Source organism: Apibacter adventoris, from assembly GCF_002964965.1.
GTDB lineage: Bacteria > Bacteroidota > Bacteroidia > Flavobacteriales > Weeksellaceae > Apibacter > Apibacter adventoris.
This window is the reverse complement of the sequence record NZ_PSZN01000011.1, coordinates 1-19,892: the sequence shown is the minus strand read 5'-3', so window position 1 is coordinate 19,892 and position 19,892 is coordinate 1. Positions and strand designations below refer to the sequence as shown.

Here is a 19,892-nt window from a genome sequence, read left to right as displayed (position 1 = left end):
ATCTTTATGATTAATTGTTATATTATTTATGCTACTAAAAATATTTCATGAGTATACCACAACCTAAAAAATATAGTCCTATAATTGCTATAGATGGTTATTCATCTACAGGAAAGAGTTCTTATGCTAAAATGTTAGCCAAAAAATTTGGTTGGAAACATATAGATACCGGAGCTATGTATCGGGCTGTAACATTGTATGGAATTCAATTTTTTTGGGAAGACCAAAATATAAATATTTCAAAGCTTGAGTTACATCTTAATGATATTCACATTAACTTTATATTTAATCCTAATTTTTATAGTAACGATACTTATTTAAATGGAGCAAATGTTGAGAATGAAATTAGAAATATGAAAGTTTCTGAATGGGTATCTTCTATAGCAGAAAGATCTGCAATTAGAAAATTTTTGGTTGAACAACAAAGGAAAATTGGAGAAAATGGAGGAATTGTTATGGATGGTAGAGATATTGGAACAGTAGTTTTCCCTAATGCAGACCTAAAATTTTTTATCACTGCCAGTGTTGAAGAGAGAGCTAAAAGAAGATTTTTAGAACTTCATAAAAAAGATAAATCTTTAACCATAGAAAAAGTTACTAAGAATTTACAAAAAAGGGATTATATAGATGAAAATAGAAAAGATTCTCCTTTAATTATGGCATCAGATGCATTTTTAATCGATAATACATATTTAACACAAGAAGAAACCTACAAAAAAATGGAACAAATTGTTATTAAAAGATTTTCTTTATAACTTATTTTTATTGATATTTAATTTAATATAAAGTAAAATTCCAATCAATTATAATAATTTAAAAAATCCTATTTATCAAATTTTGATTATTCGTAAAAAATATCTTTTACAAATAATTATATTATAGTTAATATCTTTATACTATTCTTTTTCTTCGTGTTGTCTATAAGCTTCTAATATTTTTTTAATTAATTTATGACGAACTACATCAATCTCTGTTAATTTAATGAAACCAATTCCTTTTATACCATGCAGTAATCGAATTGCTTCTTTTAAGCCTGACTTTTGATGGTGAGGTAAATCTATCTGTCCCGGATCTCCTGTTATTATAAATTTTGCATCTTGCCCCATGCGTGTTAAAAACATTTTCATTTGTAAATGAGTTGTGTTTTGAGCTTCGTCTAAAATAACAAAGGCACCATCTAGAGTACGTCCTCTCATAAAAGCCAAAGGAGCAATTTCTATAATTCCTTTTTCCAAATACGAAGATAATTTTTCATGACTAAGCATATCTCTTAAAGCATCATATAAAGGTTGTAGATAAGGATCTAATTTTTCTTTTAAATCTCCAGGTAAAAAACCTAGACTCTCCCCTGCCTCCACAGCAGGCCGCGTTAAGATTATTCTTTTAACTTCTTTATTTTTCAAAGCTTTTACTGCTAATGCTACACTTGTATAAGTCTTTCCTGTACCGGCCGGTCCAATTGCAAATACCATATCATTATAACCTACAGATTCTACTAATTTTTTAAGATTTTCAGTTTTAGCCCGTATTAACTTTCCTCCAATTCCATGAACAATCACATCATCTAAATTAGCCTCTGTTTCATTTACTAATTTATTTTGATTCAGAATTCCTTCTAATGCTATATCATTTAATCGGTTGTATTTATTAATGTATTTGATAATTTCAGCTACTTTGTTTTTAAAAAACAACAAATCTTCATCATTCCCTGAAACTGAAATAATTCTATCTCTACCAGTAATTTTTAATTTTGGAAAAAAATCGGTCAATATTTTAAAATTCTGATTATATTCTCCATAAAAGATTTTTAAATCTACTCCTTCTAAATTAATCTGTAAATGATTCAAATTTTTCTTGATTTTGAAATTTTATAAAACAAAAATAAGCAATAACTTTGTGTTAGAGATAATAAAAATGGGAATAATAACTCTTACTACAGATTTTGGTTTAGATGATTTTCATGTCGCTTCTTTGAAAGGAAGTATCTACACTCAATTGTCAGAAGTAACTGTAGTAGACATATCTCATCAAATAATGCCTTTTGATTTAATACAAACGGCCTATATCTTAAAAAATTCTTATAATGATTTTCCTAAAGGAACCATTCATATTATAGGAGTAGATGCGCTTCCCAATACATTTATTAAACCTATTGCGGCAGAAGTTAATGGACATTTTTTTATTTGTAATGATAATGGCATTTTATCTTTAATTGCTGAAGAAATAAATCCTGATCAAATAATAGAAATCACCATTAATAAATATGATGAAATACATTTTTTAACAAAAGATCTATTTGTCCCTGTAGCCTGTCACTTAGCGAGAGGGGGAAAACTCGATTTAGTGGGACGGAAAATAACTACATTTAAAAAACTTACACAATTAAAACCCATTGAAAAAAATGAGGATAATAGTATTACCGGAATAATAATTTATATTGATAATTATGGAAATGCGGTAACTAATATATCTCAAAAACAATTTCAACAATTTGGTAAAAACAGACCTTTTACTCTTTTTGCAAGAAATACTAAATTTTCTAAAATATTTACAAAATATACAGATCTTTTAGGGAATGAACCTGATGAAAAAAAGTTTCATGGAAAAGCTTTGGCTATCTTCAATTCTTCAGGATACATACAAATTTCCATGTATAAAAGTAATTTAAAAACTGTAGGAGGTGCTAGTTCTTTAATGGGCTTAGATATAGGAACACAAATCCGCTTAGTATTTGAATAATTTTTCTTAATTTACTGAGTTTTTCAAATTAAAATAATTATTTTTAAATTCAATTCATTGATTTTCAGCAAAAAAATAAAAAGAAGTTTATGATATATTTCTATATGAAAAATATACTTAGCTATATTTAATAAACATTCAGCTTAAAACTATTTATACATGGTCATTGAAGGATTTACACATATATTAATATTTCATAAATATAAAAAAATATGGTATGAATTTATGGCATGAATTTTTCTTATCTTATTAATCAAGATCTTTTAATATTTACAACAATTGCTAATTAAGATATTATACGATAATTATTATTTCATATACTTCTAATAAAAAAATATACACAAGGTTAAATAAAGTTTAATTTAAAATACATTATTATGGAAATTAAAATGAAAGATTTTATAGTTCCTTTTTCCAAGGATCTAGATTTAAAAAAATATGAAACTAAAGCACCAAAAGAATTTCATGATAAAGAAAAAAATAAAAAAATGTTATCTGATATTGTAAAAGAAATTGATTATTATCAAAATATTCTTTATGCAGAAGGGAAACAATCTTTATTAATAGTATTTCAAGGTATAGATGCAGCAGGAAAAGACAGTTCTATACGTGCAATTATGACAGGCGTCAACCCTCAAGGGGTAGAAGTTACTTCTTTTAAAACCCCAACCTCACAAGAATATAAATATAATTATTTATGGAGACATCAAAATAAAATTCCTCAGAAAGGAAAAATAGGTATTTTCAATCGTTCTCATTATGAAAATGTGTTAATAAGTAGGGTTCATCCTCAATTTATACTCAATGAAAACATCCCTAGTGTTAATTCTCTAAATGATATTAATGAAAAGTTTTTCAATCAAAGATATGATGAAATAAACAAATTTGAAAAATTCTTAGAAAATAATGGAACTCAAGTTTTAAAATTCTTTTTAAATATAAGTAAAGATGAACAAAAAAAACGATTTATAAAAAGAATTGAAAACAAGGAAAAAAATTGGAAATTTTCATCTTCGGATCTTAAAGAACGAGAATTTTGGAACCAATATCAAAAAGCATTTACTTTGGCTTTGCAAAATACTTCTACAGATTATTCTCCTTGGTTTATTATACCTTGTGATTATAAATCTTATGGTCAACTTATTATGGGATATTTAATTAAAGAAACATTAAAAAAGATGCATCCTAAATTTCCGAATATAGATAACCAAGAAAAAAAAGAACTTGATATTTCATATAAGAATTTACTTAAAGAATAAGTTTTTTTTAGTAATCCTATTAAATTTAGAATAAATTTTTTTAAATTGTTTTTTTATTTCATTTGAAAATATTGAAGTTATCAAACTTTTCAAATAGTTTTTTATTAAAAAAACAAATTGTAATTTTTATTGAATTATTTAGTGTTATTTAGCCCTATATTTTGATATTGCAAAGGTAATTTTTAAATATTAATTTATAGGGCCTTCATATGCTTTGTTATGAATTTTTTTTTTCATAATTTGAAAAATATAACTCTTATATTTTCATTTTATGAAATTATAAATAATGATTTAAATATTTTTTCATGAATAATGAAAAAATATTCTAAATGACACTTTTTATAAAAAATGATATTTTTATACTTTTTTTAATATTTTTTCTTTTTATTAGAATTTCGCATTAAAGTAGCTTATTAATAAAACCTCTTTGTTTTCTAAAAAATTCTATTCTTTGTATTTCTCCGCTTTGTGTTATTAAGGTTGAATATCTTTTTAAAGACTCAATCCATTCATTATGAATTTTACACACATAAGGATTGGTTGAGCTTAATCCATTAATTGAATAAACTCTAATATGACTGATTTCTAAAGATTTTGATTTGTAATAACTATAACATGATTCAAAATTCACATTAGATATATATATAAGTATATTTTTTCCTGATTCGGTTTTTCCTGTCATAGCCATTAGTTCCCAACCTGCAAGTAGCTCTAATAATTCTTCTTTTAATTTTTTCAGATCACTATCTGAAATTAAATTCAATTTATAAAAATAATTAATATCCGTAATTAATGATAAAAAAGAATTTTTATCTAAAATAATATGAGATTCTGTAACTAAAGAACTTTCAATAACATATTTTTTCTGTAAATCTAGTATTTCTGAAGTAAGACTAAAACTGGATAAATTATTCGGTGCATTTATCCCCATAGTTTGATACATCCATCTAAATAATCTGAATTTTGAAATATTCTGAAAGGAATTATAAAAATAATATGGCAAAGTATTAAATGAAATTTTAGCTAGAGAATCAGAATCTTTTTTCATCTTATAAAATACTTTTAAATGATCATTCATCATTTTACAATATACATCCAATATATACTCTGTTGTAGGATATAGATTTAAATTAAATAAAAAAGATTTTGATTTATTATTAGTATCTACAATTGTATCTAAAGATATTCCTAATTCATGTGATATTTTAGCTACTTCATCAAATGTAAATAAAACATCTCCTCGAATACGTCGATATGCTGCTTCCTTACCTATGCAAAGTATATCCATTAATACATTTACCAGTACATCTCCTTCTGAAATATGCGATCTAATGGAAGATATCATAGCTTCATTTAGTTGATTCTTCATATTTTTTTTCACCAATACTATAATGTATATATATATGTATTTTTATAAATTTAATTTTTTAATGATAAAAAGATATTATATATAATAAACCTTTCAAAGATAATAAATCTTGTTAAATAAATACCTCCAATTTTAAGAATCAAATAAAAAACTAAAAGTATGATTATCTGTTTAAATTATAAAAAAATAAAATTCAATAATAAAATTATAATTACATAAGAATTCTTTAGAAATTAAAGATAATATAGAGATTAGAAAAATAAAATTAAAAACCTATTTTTTTTCTAGCCGTTTTACTTTTGCTACTCCTTCCAGATTTTGTAATTTTTGCAATACCTCTTCAAGTTGCACTGTATTTTTTATAAATAAGGTTAATATTCCCTGGAAGATTCCATCATCTGAATTTATAGTAAATTTTTTCACGTCAATGTTGAGTGTATGGGATACTAAATTTGTTATATCATTAAGTATTCCTTTTCTGTCTATACCTTCAATAGATATATCAATTAAGAAATTTCTATTGGCACTATTGACCCATTTTGCAGGAATTACTCTATAATCGTAATTAGCCCTCATATCAATAGCGTTTGGGCAGGTTTCTTTATGTACTTTAATACCTTTATTTATAGTAACAAAACCAAAAATTTTATCTCCGGGTATAGGATTACAACATTGTGCTAATTGATAATCTAATTTTTTTTCATCATCTCCAAAAACTATCATATCTAGAGTTCCTTCCTCCTTAGGTTCTATATTTTCTTTATTGCTAATAAAGGTGGGTCTTTTCCGTAGTCTGGATAATAAATTATTGAAAACTCCTTTACTATCTATATATTTTTTTAATTCTTTAGTATCAATAAGTCCTATAGCTACTTGATAAAAAATATCATGGCTTGTTTTTGCTCCAAAAAACTTTTGTATAGAATTCAGTTCTGCATCAGAAAAATTAACTCTTAGGTGTCTTAATTTCCTTATTAAAAGTTCTTTGCCTTCTTCTGTGTATTTTCTTTTTTCTATATTAAGCGCTGCTTTTATTCTAGATTTTGCTTTTGAAGTAGATACAAATTCCAACCAGTCAGCTTTAGGTTTTTGATTCTGTGAGGTTAAAATTTCAACTTGGTCCCCACTTTTAAGTAAATGACTTAACGGAACCAATTTATTATTCACTTTAGCGCCTAAACAGTGGTCGCCTATATTAGAGTGAATAGAATATGCAAAATCTAGAGCAGTCGCCCCTACAGATAAAACTTTTAAATCTCCATTAGGGGTAAATACAAAAATATCTTTAGTATATAGATTCAGTTTAAAATCATCTAAAAGCTCCATTGCGTTAGTAGATGTCTGATTTTCAATAGTTTCCCTTACCTGTGCTATCCAATTTTCTATTTGATTATCTTCCTCAATTTTATATCCTTCTTTATATTTATAATGTGCTGCAATTCCTTTCTCTGCAATTTCATCCATCCTTACAGAACGGATCTGTACCTCTACCCATTTATTTTCAGGACCAATAACGGTAACATGTAAGCTTTCATATCCGGTAGAACGCGGAGTTGTAATCCAGTCCCTCATCCTACTTGGATTGGGAGTAAATTCATCTGTTACTATGGAATATATTTTCCAAGCTAAAAATTTTTCATTTTTGCTATCTGATTTATAAATAACACGAATGGCAAATAAATCATATACTTCTTCAAAAGAAACATTTTGCTTCTTCATTTTTTTGAAAATAGAAAATACTGATTTATGCCTTCCTTTTATTTTTAAATTTAAACCTTCTTCTTGTAGCCTTTTACTAATAATCTGAGTAAATTCCTCTATATATCTTTGCCTGTCTTTTTCTGTTTCTTCTAATTTTTTTACTACAAAATAATAACTATCCGGATCTGTATATTTTAAACTCAAATCCTCTAATTCTGACTTAATTACATATAATCCCATTCTATGAGCCAATGGGGCATAAATATAAGTAGTTTCTGAAGCTATCTTTTTTTGTTTGGATGCTTTCATGCTATCCAAAGTTCTCATATTATGAAGGCGGTCGGCTATTTTAATAAGAATTACCCGTATATCTTCAGATAAGGTAAGTAATAGTTTCCTATAATTTTCAGATTGCAGAGACAAATTCTGATGGTCCACATTAGAAATTTTTGTTAATCCATCAATAATTTTTGCTATTTTGGGTCCAAACATCTTTTCAATATCCTCAAGGGTATATTCAGTATCCTCTACTACATCATGAAGTAATGCGCAGGCTATACTTGTTGCTCCTAAACCTATCTCATCTGCTACAATCTTCGCCACCGCTAAAGGATGATATATATAGGGTTCTCCTGTTTTTCTCCTTTGGTCTTTATGTGCCTCTTTGGCTAATTCAAAGGCCTTCCGAATTAAAATTTTATTTTCCTCGGTTAAATCCCTATAAGTATTACGAAGCATATTTTTATAGCGCCTTGCAATTTCTTCTGCCTCTTTATCTAAATCTATTTGATACATAAATTGAATAAGAATATCTTATTAATTATGGTTCTTATTAAACCCATTATATTAAAAATAAGTTTTTTATTAGTTGTCAATAGCCTCATACTATTCTATTACAAATTTAATGATTTTCTTTAAAAATATTTATATTTGATACTTTAAATGCGATAATATAATGATAAAAATGAAATTAATTAAAATCCTAAATCTTTTATTTATCTTTTTTTCTTCTTATTGCTTTTCTCAGGAAGGAGGAATGTGGATTCCTAATCAGCTCAATGAAAAAGAAATGAGACAACTAGGTATGAAAATATCTACAAAGCAAATATTTAATTCGCAAAAACCCAGCCTGAAAGATGCTATTGCTCATTTTGGCAGAGGGTGTACTTCTGAAGTAATTTCTCCCCAAGGTCTTCTTTTAACAAATCACCATTGCGGCTACAGTCAAATACAATCACATTCCACTATGGAAAACAACCTTTTAAATAATGGATTTTGGGCTAAAAACCTGGAAGAAGAACTCCCTAATAAAAATCTGTCTGCTACTTTTATTGTAGATATCAAAGAAGTTACCCAAGAAATAGTTAATAATTTACCTACTAAAGTTACTGAGGAAAAAAGAAAGATTTTAATTGATTCTATCATTGAAAAAGTTTCTCTTACAATTCCTAAAAAAGATTATCAGCAAGTAATGATCTACCCTTTTTATAAAGGAAACCAATATTATGCATTTATCACAGAAACTTATGAAGATGTTCGTTTGGTAGGAACTCCTCCTTCTTCAATTGGTAAATTTGGATCTGATACTGATAACTGGGTATGGCCAAGGCATACAGGTGATTTTTCTATTTTTAGAATTTATGCTGATAAAAATAATCATCCTGCTAAATACTCTAAAGATAATATTCCCTATACTCCTAAATATTTTTTACCTATATCCATTAAAGAAAAAAAAGAAGGTGATTTTTCTTTTATATATGGATTTCCGGGAAATACTGATGAATATTTAACCGGATCTGCCTTAATTCAAATTTTGGAAATTGAAAATCCAATAAGAATATCTTTAAGAGATGCTTCTTTAAAAATATTAGATGAAGAAATGCGTACAAAACCGGAAATTAAGATTAAATATGCTGCTAAATATGCAAGCATTGCAAACGGATGGAAAAAATGGATGGGAGAAAGTCAGGGTTTAAAACGAACTGATGCACTACAGAAAAAAAATGAGTTTGAATCTCTTTTTACACAACGTATACAATTAAAAAAAGAAACTTTATCTGAATATGGAAACTTACTTTCTTTATTAAATAAAATATATAAAGATAATTCTCAATATAAAAAAGCACATACTTATTTTAATGAAGTTTTTTACGTAAATTCTGAAACTTTTAGAATGTCTTATCTCATATTAAACCTGCTTAATTCTACACCTGAAAATTTTGTGAAAAATCAAAAAAAAGTTTCAGATATAATATCAGAACTGTATAAAAATTACAATGCTGAAATAGATGCTAAGGTAAGCGCTAAATTATTATTTATGTATTCTCAAAATGTTGAAAAAGTATTTCAGGCATCTGGGTATGAAAATTATAAAGATAATGTATCCGCTCAAGATTTCATCACTCAATTATGGGAAAAATCATCCCTTACAGGAAAAAACGGAAATATTATACAAATACTTTCTTCCAATAATTATAAAGAGATTGCTGAAACTTTGTCTCAAGACCCAGTGATCAATTTTATGAAGCCTTATTACGAAATCTATAGAAAATCTATTGTACCAAATTTTATAGCAAACCAATCAAAACTAGATAGCCTACAGAGAATTTATATGAAGGCTCAATTGGAAATTTTTCCGGAAAAAAAGTTTTATCCGGATGCTAATTCGACTCTTAGGGTCTCTTACGGAAAAATTGATGGATATTCTCCTGAAGATGCAGTATATTATAAACCTTTTACAACCTTGCAGGGAGTAATAGAAAAATATATACCAGGTGATTATGAATTTGATGTTCCCCAAAAACTTTTTGAATTGTATAAAAGTAAAGAGTATGGTAAATATGAACAAGACGGAAACTTACCGGTTAATTATATCGCCACTAATCATACTACAGGAGGAAACTCAGGAAGTCCTGCTTTTGATGCTTTCGGAAACCTGACCGGATTAAATTTTGACCGTGTGTGGGAAGGTACTATGAGTGATCTGAATTATGATCCATCTATTTGTAGAAATATTATGGTTGATATTCGTTATATTTTATTTATTATAGATAAATATGCAGGAGCAAGCAGATTACTAAAAGAAATGAATATTATTCAGTAATCTTATAAACAATTTACAATCTTTAGCATTAGCAGATAATATAAATATAGCATGTATTTCTCGACAGATTTTCAAACAAGCATTAAGAAAAAAATGGCTTGTGACTTTTTCAACTAAAATATTTTATTGATTAAGAGAATAATAATGATTCAAATAATCAGTTTTCTGCTCCGTGGTTTAATTGAACGCTGATATTATATTTATATACGACGCTTATTTTTATTATAAAAAAAGATAACTAAATGTTATACATTTGTAAAAAGATATATATATGACTAATTTCGTAAAATATGAATCGTGATAATTTCATGCGTTTTTTTAGAGATGATAATATGTTAAATTCTTTATCAGTTGATGATAGGATTGAAATATTCTCAACTATATTATTAGGAAAAACTGATATAACTTTTGAACTCTTAAATAATCTTTTAATTGAATATGATGTTGAAGATTTAGAAATAAAAAAAGAAAAGAAATGGAAAAATGGACAAGAGATCAAACGATAATTGTACTAAGATTATATTGTCAGATTCCTTTTTCTAAAGCAACGTCAACTAATCCTTATATAATTTATATTTCAAAATTAATAGGAAGAAGTCCCAATTCGGTTAAAATGAAGATAGGTAATTTTGGAAGTTTTGATGAAAACTTAAAGACTAAGGGAATTGTAGGTTTAACTAATGCTAGTAAACTGGATAGGGATATATGGAATGAATATAGTAACAATTGGGATAAATTAGCCTATCAAAGTGAGCTTTTGATTGCAGATTTAGAGAAAAGAAAAAAATTAAATTTAAATAATACTCTAGAAACAATTCCCGTGGGAATTGATAAGGAAGTTTTTACAACACAGAGAATCAATCAAAATTTTTTTAGGAATACAATTTTAGCTTCTTATAATTCAAAATGCTGCATAACAGGAATTTCAATACCAGATTTGTTAATAGCAAGTCACATAATGCCATGGTCAATAGATAAAAAAAACAGAACAAATCCACATAATGGGTTATGTCTAAATTCATTACATGATAAAGCTTTTGATAAAGGTCTTATTTCAATTTCTACAGAATACAGAATCAAAATCTCAGATAAAATTAAAAGTATTGATAATAAAGCTTTTAAAGACTATTTTTATAAATACGAGAATAGCTTGATTAGTCTTCCTGAAAAATTTTTACCATCTAAAGATTTTTTGGATTATCACTTTAATAATATTTTTCAAAAGTAAATGAAATATTATTTTATATGGAAAACGATAAATTATATTTTATACACAAATTACACTAATTGCACAATATTATTAGAAATTATTTATCATCAAAATAGCATTAGTTATTTGTGTTAAAATAACTTCTAGATTAGCTTTTGGATATTTTTGTACTCCATGCTTTTCAACATCTTCGAATATTTGTTTTTAGAAATATTTGCTTCTATACATCTTTAATTTTCACCAATCATTTCCTGATATCTCTCTTGAAAATTCAAGTTATCTCATAATTCCATATTTCCCCCCCTACCGAAACATCAAATTCAAAATATCGACTTGTAAATTTGTATCTTTCACAGACCCTATCTTACTTAATATATTCATTTACAATATTTTAAATAACTTTTAGTGCTTCTTTTCAAAAGTAAAAATCTTATTTTATTTAATCGATTTAAAAACTTATAATCTTTCACAATTAGGAGAATTATGTTTTACTCTTAAATCTCTCTGTAAAAATATCCAAACTTTTCTGTTAGCAGAAATTTCGTTTCCGAGTTATACGGAACATGATAAATTGGATTTATACAATATCCTACAATTCCTATGTTCTCTTATCCCTGATGACGAACTCGAATTCCTGGATAAGTTGAACAGTTGAAAAAACAAAAGGCTGTCTATAATGACAGCCTTGTTTTATTTTTCTAGTTATGTTATTTACATAAAAACACAAAAGCATTATTTATAATACTTACCCATAAGGGAAAAATCATCTAATATTTTATCTATTTACAATCTGCCTTTTATTTATAATTCATATACTCCTTCTAAATATAGTTTATACAAACAAGGTTGGGTTTCACCGAAACCATATATATATATTTTTTTTTCTTTTTCTATGTAATAATATAAACTTAAATTACTTTTTTCTATTTCATAATAGTCATAAAATTCTTTACCGACTTCTTTTACAATACCAGATTTTAGATCTTCTTTAAATTCTCTAGTTTCAGTTCCATGAAGAATATGCAAATCTTTTTTTATGAAATTGAAATTTTCTATACTAATTTTTTCTTTTAAATTTTTAAAAGAATTATTTTCTATAATATATAAAAATTTCACATTCTGATTGTTTTCAAGCTTCATATCAAAAACAAATCCTTGATCTGTACCTCCATAAATTAATTTTTGTCCAAGTATCTTATTCATTTTCTATTTTAAAAATGCCTTCGCTATATAAGATATAACGACTTGGTTGTAATTCTCCGAATGAAAATATTTCTATAATATTATCATTTACTATGCTATAATATAGTGATAATCCCTCTAAAGAATAATAATTTGTATCATCTTTAGCTTTATCCGGGAAAAATTTATAAAATAAAGTATCTTTCGAAGGTTTTGTTTTGATAAGATCCACAATGATTTTAAAATCCTCAGAATTTAATTTTTCTTTTAAATTTGAGAAATTATTATTTAAAATATCCTTTAATTTTATACCTTCAACTAATACTATATTATATAATTCTTCTGATTCTAATCCATCATAAAGTTCTCGTCTATTTTTTTCAATTATTTTTATCATTTTAGTTTATTTTTTTTATATATCCATTTTTAATTAAATCATCAACACCTTCGCCCGTTAAAAATTGAGTTCCCATACCTTCCTTACCAAACCAAGGAATCGCTTTTCCTTCTACAACAGGAAGTTCTTTTATAATTTCGTATTTATTATAAAATCCATTTTTTGCACTTTCTTGTAAAGCTCTACTTTCAAAAGAAGCTCCATCTATCCCAAAGTATTTTCCTGTATCTGTAAATTTTCCATTCTCTATTTTTCCTCCATACCTATCAATTATATCACCGGGCTTTAATATTCTTTTAGAAGTATTTATAAACCCTCCGTTAGGGGGCCATCCTCCATTAAGTTTATTATCATTAAATAATTTTTCTAAACCTTTCCAATCTTCTTTGCAAAATAAATCCCATGCTTTATTAGCTAATTCATCTGTAGGAAATTTACAGGAAGCTAAAAAATCATCAAAAGTTACCCCTCTTATCTTTAACCTTCTTCCAACCTTAAAAATACCTTTAATTGATTTGGCTAATTAAAATAATATTATACACTTTTTTATTTAAAACCCTTTATTTATAGGCATTTCAAGGTTTTTTTATAATGAAAAAAAAGCACCTTTTATTTTCTATACCATAATACCAATATATTTTTATTTCTCAAAAATATTTTAAGCGCTCAATTTATTGGTAAATTAATGACCTCTCCATCCATGCATTTAACAATAATTTGATAATCATTAAATTCAATATTTTCTAAAATATCCGGTAAATCATATTTATCTACCAGCTCCATTGTTCTTTTCTCAATCCTTAAAATTTCAAGTTCTGTTAGTACATAAATAAAATCATTATACATCTGTATATCGTACAAAAAATAATCTAACCTATATTTTATTAAAATTTTTTCAAAATCAAAATTTACAACAATAAAATTCTGATCTACCCCAATTGCTAAAATATTTTCTCTTATTTTTATAACGCAGGGAGTAATGTTGTTACTTTGCCAAGCAAATTTATAATTAGTGTCTTTATAAGATAAAGTAGCAAAAATTCTATCCGTTTGTTCATCATTAAAAAGGATAGGATATTGTAATTTTCTATATTTTTCTTCTGAAATTATTTGTATCATTATTTATAAATTTTAGGAATTAATGTTGTTACCTTAGGAGTTTCAGAACCTATCTCGTATAAAAAACTAACTTCAATAGCACCTTTTTCACCTATACCAATGGACTTTATCACACTTGTTCCATATTGGTTAGTTTTTGTTTTTAACTCAACTCCATTATTTAGAGCTTCTGAAAAAACATTCATTAATTGTTTTTCATTAGTAATGCCTAAAGTAGTTAAATCTTTAAGATTTTGAGCTGATCTTTCAATATTATGTGTACTTCCTGATGTTACTCGACCAAAAAAATAATCAAATTTTTTAGGATCTATTGTGAATGTTAATCTTCTAACTCCAACCTTAAAAATACCTTTAATTGATTTGGCTAATTTAGAATATAGTAGAAAAAATCATCAACACTAATTAACAAAAAAAGCAGATAAAATATCTGCTTTTTTATATTAAAATAGATATTACTTTTCTTCATTATAACATAATTATTGGGAATTTGAGCTATTTTTAGAAATAAAATTCACTTTTATAGTATTAAATAACTTTTCAACTTCTTCTTTTTGTTGTGGATGACCCTCATTATATCCATCACAAACTATTCTTAAATATTTTATGAAATCCTCATTTGGAATGCTTAATTCTTTTTCAAGTATTCCAAATTCTACTCCTATAAATGGTTCATCAACCCATTCCTCTGCTTCTTCAGGAAAATTTATAGATGTTTCCTCAAATCCTGATTCTATATTTTTGAAAAACCTTTTAACACTCGTAAGAAACTTCTATAAGAAATAGAATTAAAGTAGGCCTGAACAGGAAAAAGTTTATCTTCTAATTTAATTCTTATATTTCTTTTTTTCCATTATATTAAAATTAATTCTCTAATTCTAAAACTTTTTCAAAAATTTTAGCTAGTTCTATAGCATCTTCCCTAGAATGATGAATATGTGGCAAACCATCTATATTTAGCTCGTATTTTATTTTCCCTTTTTGAGTTTTTATCCATTCACAACCTTTTTTACCCATCCAATAACTTCTTAGATCTATCCCCGATCCAGTTTGTCCAAAAGGACTTTTATTCAAATATTTAATAAAATACCAGTGAATAAACATTCCATCCCAGACAGCAGGTGAAGCTAAAAATACAGGACGACCTATTTTTCTTAAATTATTTATCCATTTATAAGCATTATTCATAGCTTCTTGAGCTGTAGGGGCTTCTTTTTTTAAATATTCTCTATTTAAGCCTGATATTTCTAATGCTTTCTCTTGAAAATTAATAGATATAGGTTTTATTTCTGTATAAAAATTAATATGAGTCATTCCTACTACTGCCATACCAAAGGATAGCATACTATATTCTCCTGGTATAGGACCATCTGCTTCTACATCTGTTGCTACATATAATTCTGGTAGTTTAACTTTATTATTCATAAAATTCTTCATCGGCAATTAATTCTGCTTTAAAATTATATTTTTTAAACAAATTAATTAATATAGTTATTATTCTTTTTTGATTTTCCAAATCAACTTCTCGCACAGGGAAAACATCTAAAAAATATTTATAATACAAATATCCTTCTTGAGAGTCTAATATTTTTAATGGATCATAATCAGAATTCAAATCAAATTTCATTATATTATCAAATAACCTTATATGTGCCCCTACTTCCTTTATGGACTCGGGTACTTCTTTGAGTATTAAATTAAAAATATCTTCTTCTGATTTTTCTGTATTTATTGATATAGTAAAACTAAAATCTTGCATATCTAATTTTTTATTTTATAATAATACTTGGTCCTGTATTAAATGGAGAGCTTTTTTTCATAACAGAAACCTGAATTTTTTCAATCCCACTTTTATTTATAGTAGGAAAAACTTCCTCCCATAAGTTGCTCTCAAATGTATTAGAAATACCTCTAGCACGAATTCTTTGCTGATTATTCACTGTTTTTTCAATAAGCTGTTTACTCCGTCCTGTTGTTTCTTTTAATCTTTTTTCAACTAATTTAGCAAAATTTTCATCACTTAAAATAACTTTAATATCAATATCTGAATTTGGTCTTGCTGTTCCTTTTGCTCTACTACCATGCACTTCTATTTTACCCTCTATACCCTCTTTTTTTAATAATTCTTTTAAAGCCTTAGAAAATTCATCAAATTGTAAATTAGTTAAACCTTGTGGTATTTTTAACTTTCTGGCACCCACCTTAAAAATACCACAAGGTTTAACTAATTTACCTAATTTAGAGACTTTCACAAACTCATTAATCGTAATAATAGCTTTTGATAGCTTTTCCGAAGCGCTGGCTAAGGCAGCACTTCCTTTTACACCTTTAACAAAAGCACCGGTAGCTGAGCCTGTGCCCAGTTCAAATATAACTTCCAGTGCTTCCCCAGCCATTACTTCTCTTTCCGCCCGTGTACCATGTTCAATTTTTTTATCATAAAAATCAGAAGCAGCCTTTTTCAATCCTTCGTGGGTAGAAGTTAAATCAGTCCCCATATCCTTATCAAAAGAAGCAATACGCTCTTCAGCAGTGGTATTCATCCAATGTTGCTGCATTTCTATTTCATTTGCTGTAGGGTATTCGGAAGTTATTGGAGGCATGTAACCTACCACGCCGGTCATTACGGTTTTCCCCAATCCTTTCCAAGTTTCTGCTTTCCACATATCATCGGAAATAAAATTCCAGGTACCTTTCAGTCCTTTACGGACTCCTCTTCCTATATTGGACGGATCACTACCTATCGTTTCATAATATATAAAGGAAATGGGGCCTATAAGGGCTCCACCTAAAGCGGAGTCCAACCAGGGAATTTTATCTACCCTGCTTTTCTTGTCTGCTTCCAGTGAGGCCATGGCTTCTTTGTCATTAAAAAAAATATCTATACTTCCTCCCTGCATACATTTACAAAATGAAGTCTCTAATAACGGTTTTTGTCCTTCTACTTTAGTTCCTCCTTCGTGTACTTTTTTCCATTGGGGCGATTTGGGTATACAGGCGCTTCCGGAGGAAGAACAGGCACCAAAGCTAGGAATATTAGTTATGGGTATATTATCTTTTTCTGTGGCTATCACCATTCCATATAATTTATGCTTTTTAGGAGTAACATTCAAAATAGTCAACACGGCTCCCTGATCACATTTTAAAAAGACTCCGTCAGGAATATATAAATCATCTACTGCCATAATCTTGTTTTTTTATACGGTTCATCTTAATTTGTTCTTCTAAAAACCAGGCTTCAGATATGGCTGTCTGTATATAATTTTCTGCTTGTTCAAAGCCATATATGTTCCAAAAATCCCCCTTATCGTATCGGTAATATTCACTATAGTCTAATAACAATTCTCTCCCTATAACTACTTTTCCGGCAATTTTTTTTATATACCTGAAAAAGTCTTCTTCTCTCATTTTTCCTTTATCCACACCTCCTACGCTAGAGCCTGCTATCATATCTTTATTTCTGTTATCTAATACAGAAATTTTTTTTATAGGTAAATGAATATCTGCGCCAAAATAGTCATTTAAAACCTCACTGGTATAAAAGAGCTTGACTTTATTTCTGTCTTCTGTTTTTTTATAGGTATGATAAAATTTAAATTCCCTACATAGTAGTTGCATAACAGGATTTATGTTTAATAAGGCTGCTAAAATCTCCAAATTTTTCTTACTTTTCTTCAAAATATTCTGCATCTCTTTTTTTCGTGGTTCTTCCTGTATATACTGAGATATTTTTTTAATTTTTTCTTTATAAATTCTTTCTTGTTCAAAAGCAGTAAAACCATGGGTGGTTATTTTACCATCCGTACTCATAAAAAAATCAGCTCTTTGTACATAATCCCATAAGATGTAATATTCTGGAATAAAATTAGTTTTTTTACGACATTCAATATCTGTGAAATGAATGCTCCATTTAGTAAATTTTTGACTATACTTTGAAATACCTATTTTTATATTTCCTTCTATTTCATGCTCAATTATATGCTTACGAATCCACTGTTTTCGTGTACATATAAAGTGATAATTTAGTAGTATATCACCATTTACTGCAGGAATAGTTTCTTTGGTATCAATTCCCACCTGAAATAAATCCTGTAAAATTCCCATAATTTATTAGTTTGAATTTACTTCAGTAGCTGATAAATTAACAGATGCTCCGCCCGTTACATCTACTTTGGTAGAGGCTCTAAGCCCTATTTCTGAAGCACTGCTATCTAAAGTTATTTTCCCTGTTTCTGCTGTTGTTCCTATATCTCCTGTTTTGGCAATATGGGTAATACCATCCGGAGTAATGGCTACAGAGTTACCATCTTTATTTGTTAAAGTCAAGCCGTTTCCGTCAATTACCAAAGTATTTGCACCAACTTTTAGTGTAACATTCGTTTTTCCATCAAGAGTAATATTTCCGGCATTATCCATTAATAATTTAGCTTCTCCATCTGGGCTTCCTTCTTTAGCACCTACGGTAATAGCTTGCGTAGCAGCAGCTCCTATAGATGAGTTTCCTCCACCATCAAACTTCATACTTACAGAACCGGGCTGATCCGTAAGCATAGCACTTCCTTCTTTATCGTTAAACTGTAGCTTATTTCCTGCTGCGGTCTGTAAACCCTTCATATAGTTTCCCTTACCTCCATGACCTGATTTTCCTTTTCCGTTGAACATCGCTCCCAAAGAAACAGGCTTCTCTGCATTCCCATTCTCAAAACTCACAATCACTTCTTCTCCTATTTCCGGTACTACATGCATCCCTTTGCCGGCTCCTGCATAGGGCGTGATGGATCGTATCCATGGGGTCATTCCGTTAAAGGGCTTCTGCCATAGAAACTGCACTCGTATTCTTGACATCCCTTCCGGGTCGTTGTTATCCATAACCGTAGCCGACTGTTCTTCACATTGGGGTATGGCGTCTTCTTCCATATAAGGAGGGGTCTCTATTTCTTTGGGTACCCCTACTATGAAGTTATGATAGCCTTCCATGCCTTCGTAGTTATGGGTAATCTCTATAATGCGGTAGCTCTCTAAGGGAACTTCTCCGTTCTTGAAGATCTCATGTCCCGGCATCCAAGCTTTGAGCTTCACAATATCGCCTAAACGTATGTTTGGATTATGGGTCTTGGCTTCTAAATAAAATACGTTTTGACGGCTTTGTTTCTGTCTTTTTACTGCAGAGGTAAGCTCCATCCTGCCACTTTCCATCAAACTTTGGTTGTATAAGGAAAGGGGTACTTTGTTGTAGGTCTTGGCTGAGGCTTCTTCTGCATATTGCTGAAAGGGGTTCTTGGTGCCTTGTACGCTTACACTTTCGGATTCTACGGTGTAGTTCTCTGCCTGCTTGGCATCGTAGGATGTATAGGTGAACTTTTGGGGGACTAATTGCATCTTCAGTTCGTATTCGAACAGGTCTTGTTCTTCTACCAGCTCTACGGTCTTCCCCCCATACCCGCCAAAGACCAGCTGGGTGCCATTGTAGTAAAACCATTCTCCATACCTTGTGGCTAACCTTCTGATAAATTGATAATCAGATTCCCGATATTGTACGGTATATAGCAGTTTTTCCTGTAGGTGCGGACGTATATCCCACTGAATCAGGTCGGAAGGATATTCGCGGGTAGATTCTTCAATAATTTCTTTAAGTCCCTTTTTTTCGAAGCTCTGGCAATCCAAGCCATTCTCTAACAGGATGGTTGGGGATTTTCCTTCTAAGATTATATGGCTATAACCGTCTATGCGTTTGTTGCGGATCTGGGTTATGATTCCGGTAAAGATATAGGTGGTCTGTCCGTATTGTTTAAGTTGCAGGGTACAGCGTTTTCCTA

At 28.5% G+C, this 19,892-nt stretch carries 21 protein-coding genes; 7 read left to right on the top strand and 14 right to left on the bottom strand.

What is annotated here, in order from left to right; translation table 11 throughout:
* The first annotated feature begins 47 nt into the window (after nt 1–47).
* Nucleotides 48–755 (top strand): (d)CMP kinase, encoded by a 708-nt coding sequence (gene cmk / locus C4S76_RS05725; RefSeq protein WP_105193523.1) that lies wholly within the window; start codon nt 48–50, stop codon nt 753–755.
* 141 nt (nt 756–896) lie between these two features.
* On the opposite strand, the gene C4S76_RS05720 is transcribed toward cmk, so the two are convergent.
* A complete protein-coding gene (locus C4S76_RS05720) occupies nt 897–1,847 on the bottom strand; it encodes a PhoH family protein (RefSeq protein WP_105193522.1) in 951 nt (316 codons plus the stop codon).
* Between the two features lie 67 nt (nt 1,848–1,914).
* Here C4S76_RS05720 and C4S76_RS05715 point away from each other — a divergent pair, with 67 nt between their 5' ends.
* Nucleotides 1,915–2,739, top strand: a complete 825-nt coding sequence (locus C4S76_RS05715) for an SAM hydrolase/SAM-dependent halogenase family protein (RefSeq protein ID WP_105193521.1) — start codon at nt 1,915–1,917, stop codon at nt 2,737–2,739.
* A gap of 377 nt (nt 2,740–3,116) precedes the next feature.
* On the top strand, nt 3,117–3,998 hold the full coding sequence (locus tag C4S76_RS05710; protein WP_221404990.1) for a PPK2 family polyphosphate kinase: 882 nt from the start codon (nt 3,117–3,119) through the stop codon (nt 3,996–3,998).
* A gap of 400 nt (nt 3,999–4,398) precedes the next feature.
* Here the strand turns inward: C4S76_RS05710 and C4S76_RS05705 are convergent, their stop codons facing one another.
* Entirely contained in the window at nt 4,399–5,367 is a 969-nt protein-coding gene (locus tag C4S76_RS05705) for a hypothetical protein (protein WP_146105697.1), read from the bottom strand.
* Nucleotides 5,368–5,640: 273 nt separating this feature from the next.
* Nucleotides 5,641–7,863 carry a RelA/SpoT family protein gene (locus C4S76_RS05700; protein ID WP_105193519.1) on the bottom strand — a complete coding sequence of 741 codons (2,223 nt, stop codon included), beginning with the start codon at nt 7,861–7,863 and terminating at the stop codon, nt 5,641–5,643.
* 169 nt (nt 7,864–8,032) lie between these two features.
* Between C4S76_RS05700 and C4S76_RS05695 the strand changes: the two genes are divergently transcribed.
* From C4S76_RS05695 to C4S76_RS05685, 3 genes are all read left to right on the top strand, one after another.
* Nucleotides 8,033–10,171 carry a S46 family peptidase gene (locus C4S76_RS05695; RefSeq protein ID WP_105193576.1) on the top strand — a complete coding sequence of 713 codons (2,139 nt, stop codon included), beginning with the start codon at nt 8,033–8,035 and terminating at the stop codon, nt 10,169–10,171.
* A 290-nt stretch (nt 10,172–10,461) separates the two neighbouring features.
* Nucleotides 10,462–10,677: a hypothetical protein gene (locus tag C4S76_RS05690; RefSeq protein WP_105193518.1), complete on the top strand. Its 216-nt coding sequence runs from the start codon at nt 10,462–10,464 to the stop codon at nt 10,675–10,677.
* The gene (locus tag C4S76_RS05685) at nt 10,647–11,399 is read left to right on the top strand and encodes an HNH endonuclease (protein WP_221404989.1); all 753 of its coding nucleotides are present in this window, start codon (nt 10,647–10,649) and stop codon (nt 11,397–11,399) included. Before C4S76_RS05690 ends, C4S76_RS05685 begins: the two co-directional genes overlap by 31 nt.
* 783 nt (nt 11,400–12,182) lie before the next feature.
* Here C4S76_RS05685 and C4S76_RS05680 read toward each other — a convergent pair.
* The 3 genes from C4S76_RS05680 to C4S76_RS12190 are packed head-to-tail and all read right to left on the bottom strand — an operon-like array spanning nt 12,183 to nt 13,252.
* Nucleotides 12,183–12,584 (bottom strand): hypothetical protein, encoded by a 402-nt coding sequence (locus C4S76_RS05680; RefSeq protein WP_105193517.1) that lies wholly within the window; start codon nt 12,582–12,584, stop codon nt 12,183–12,185.
* The gene (locus tag C4S76_RS05675) at nt 12,577–12,960 is read right to left on the bottom strand and encodes a hypothetical protein (RefSeq protein WP_105193516.1); all 384 of its coding nucleotides are present in this window, start codon (nt 12,958–12,960) and stop codon (nt 12,577–12,579) included. The genes C4S76_RS05680 and C4S76_RS05675 overlap by 8 nt, the downstream gene beginning before the upstream one ends.
* 1 nt (nt 12,961) lies before the next feature.
* Nucleotides 12,962–13,252 carry a TNT domain-containing protein gene (locus C4S76_RS12190; protein ID WP_394335586.1) on the bottom strand — a complete coding sequence of 97 codons (291 nt, stop codon included), beginning with the start codon at nt 13,250–13,252 and terminating at the stop codon, nt 12,962–12,964.
* A 94-nt stretch (nt 13,253–13,346) separates the two neighbouring features.
* Between C4S76_RS12190 and C4S76_RS11980 the strand changes: the two genes are divergently transcribed.
* Nucleotides 13,347–13,487: a hypothetical protein gene (locus C4S76_RS11980; RefSeq protein ID WP_245915801.1), complete on the top strand. Its 141-nt coding sequence runs from the start codon at nt 13,347–13,349 to the stop codon at nt 13,485–13,487.
* 139 nt (nt 13,488–13,626) lie between these two features.
* On the opposite strand, the gene C4S76_RS05665 is transcribed toward C4S76_RS11980, so the two are convergent.
* The 8 genes from C4S76_RS05665 to C4S76_RS05635 form a co-directional block, all read right to left on the bottom strand.
* Nucleotides 13,627–14,079: a hypothetical protein gene (locus C4S76_RS05665; protein WP_105193514.1), complete on the bottom strand. Its 453-nt coding sequence runs from the start codon at nt 14,077–14,079 to the stop codon at nt 13,627–13,629.
* Nucleotides 14,079–14,264, bottom strand: a complete 186-nt coding sequence (locus C4S76_RS05660) for a hypothetical protein (RefSeq protein ID WP_105193512.1) — start codon at nt 14,262–14,264, stop codon at nt 14,079–14,081. Before C4S76_RS05660 ends, C4S76_RS05665 begins: the two co-directional genes overlap by 1 nt.
* Nucleotides 14,265–14,555: 291 nt before the next feature.
* Nucleotides 14,556–14,813, bottom strand: a complete 258-nt coding sequence (gene cdiI / locus C4S76_RS12185) for a ribonuclease toxin immunity protein CdiI (protein ID WP_181044072.1) — start codon at nt 14,811–14,813, stop codon at nt 14,556–14,558.
* A gap of 127 nt (nt 14,814–14,940) precedes the next feature.
* Nucleotides 14,941–15,501, bottom strand: coding sequence for a 3'-5' exonuclease family protein (locus C4S76_RS05655; protein WP_105193573.1), 561 nt, complete (start codon nt 15,499–15,501; stop codon nt 14,941–14,943).
* A complete protein-coding gene (locus C4S76_RS05650) occupies nt 15,494–15,835 on the bottom strand; it encodes a hypothetical protein (RefSeq protein WP_105193510.1) in 342 nt (113 codons plus the stop codon). Before C4S76_RS05650 ends, C4S76_RS05655 begins: the two co-directional genes overlap by 8 nt.
* A gap of 10 nt (nt 15,836–15,845) precedes the next feature.
* Nucleotides 15,846–17,261, bottom strand: a complete 1,416-nt coding sequence (locus C4S76_RS05645) for a PAAR-like protein (RefSeq protein ID WP_105193508.1) — start codon at nt 17,259–17,261, stop codon at nt 15,846–15,848.
* Nucleotides 17,248–18,180, bottom strand: coding sequence for a hypothetical protein (locus tag C4S76_RS05640; RefSeq protein WP_105193507.1), 933 nt, complete (start codon nt 18,178–18,180; stop codon nt 17,248–17,250). The genes C4S76_RS05645 and C4S76_RS05640 overlap by 14 nt, the downstream gene beginning before the upstream one ends.
* 6 nt (nt 18,181–18,186) lie before the next feature.
* A partial coding sequence (locus tag C4S76_RS05635; RefSeq protein WP_105193505.1) for a type VI secretion system Vgr family protein occupies nt 18,187–19,892 on the bottom strand: 1,706 nt, incomplete at its 5' end.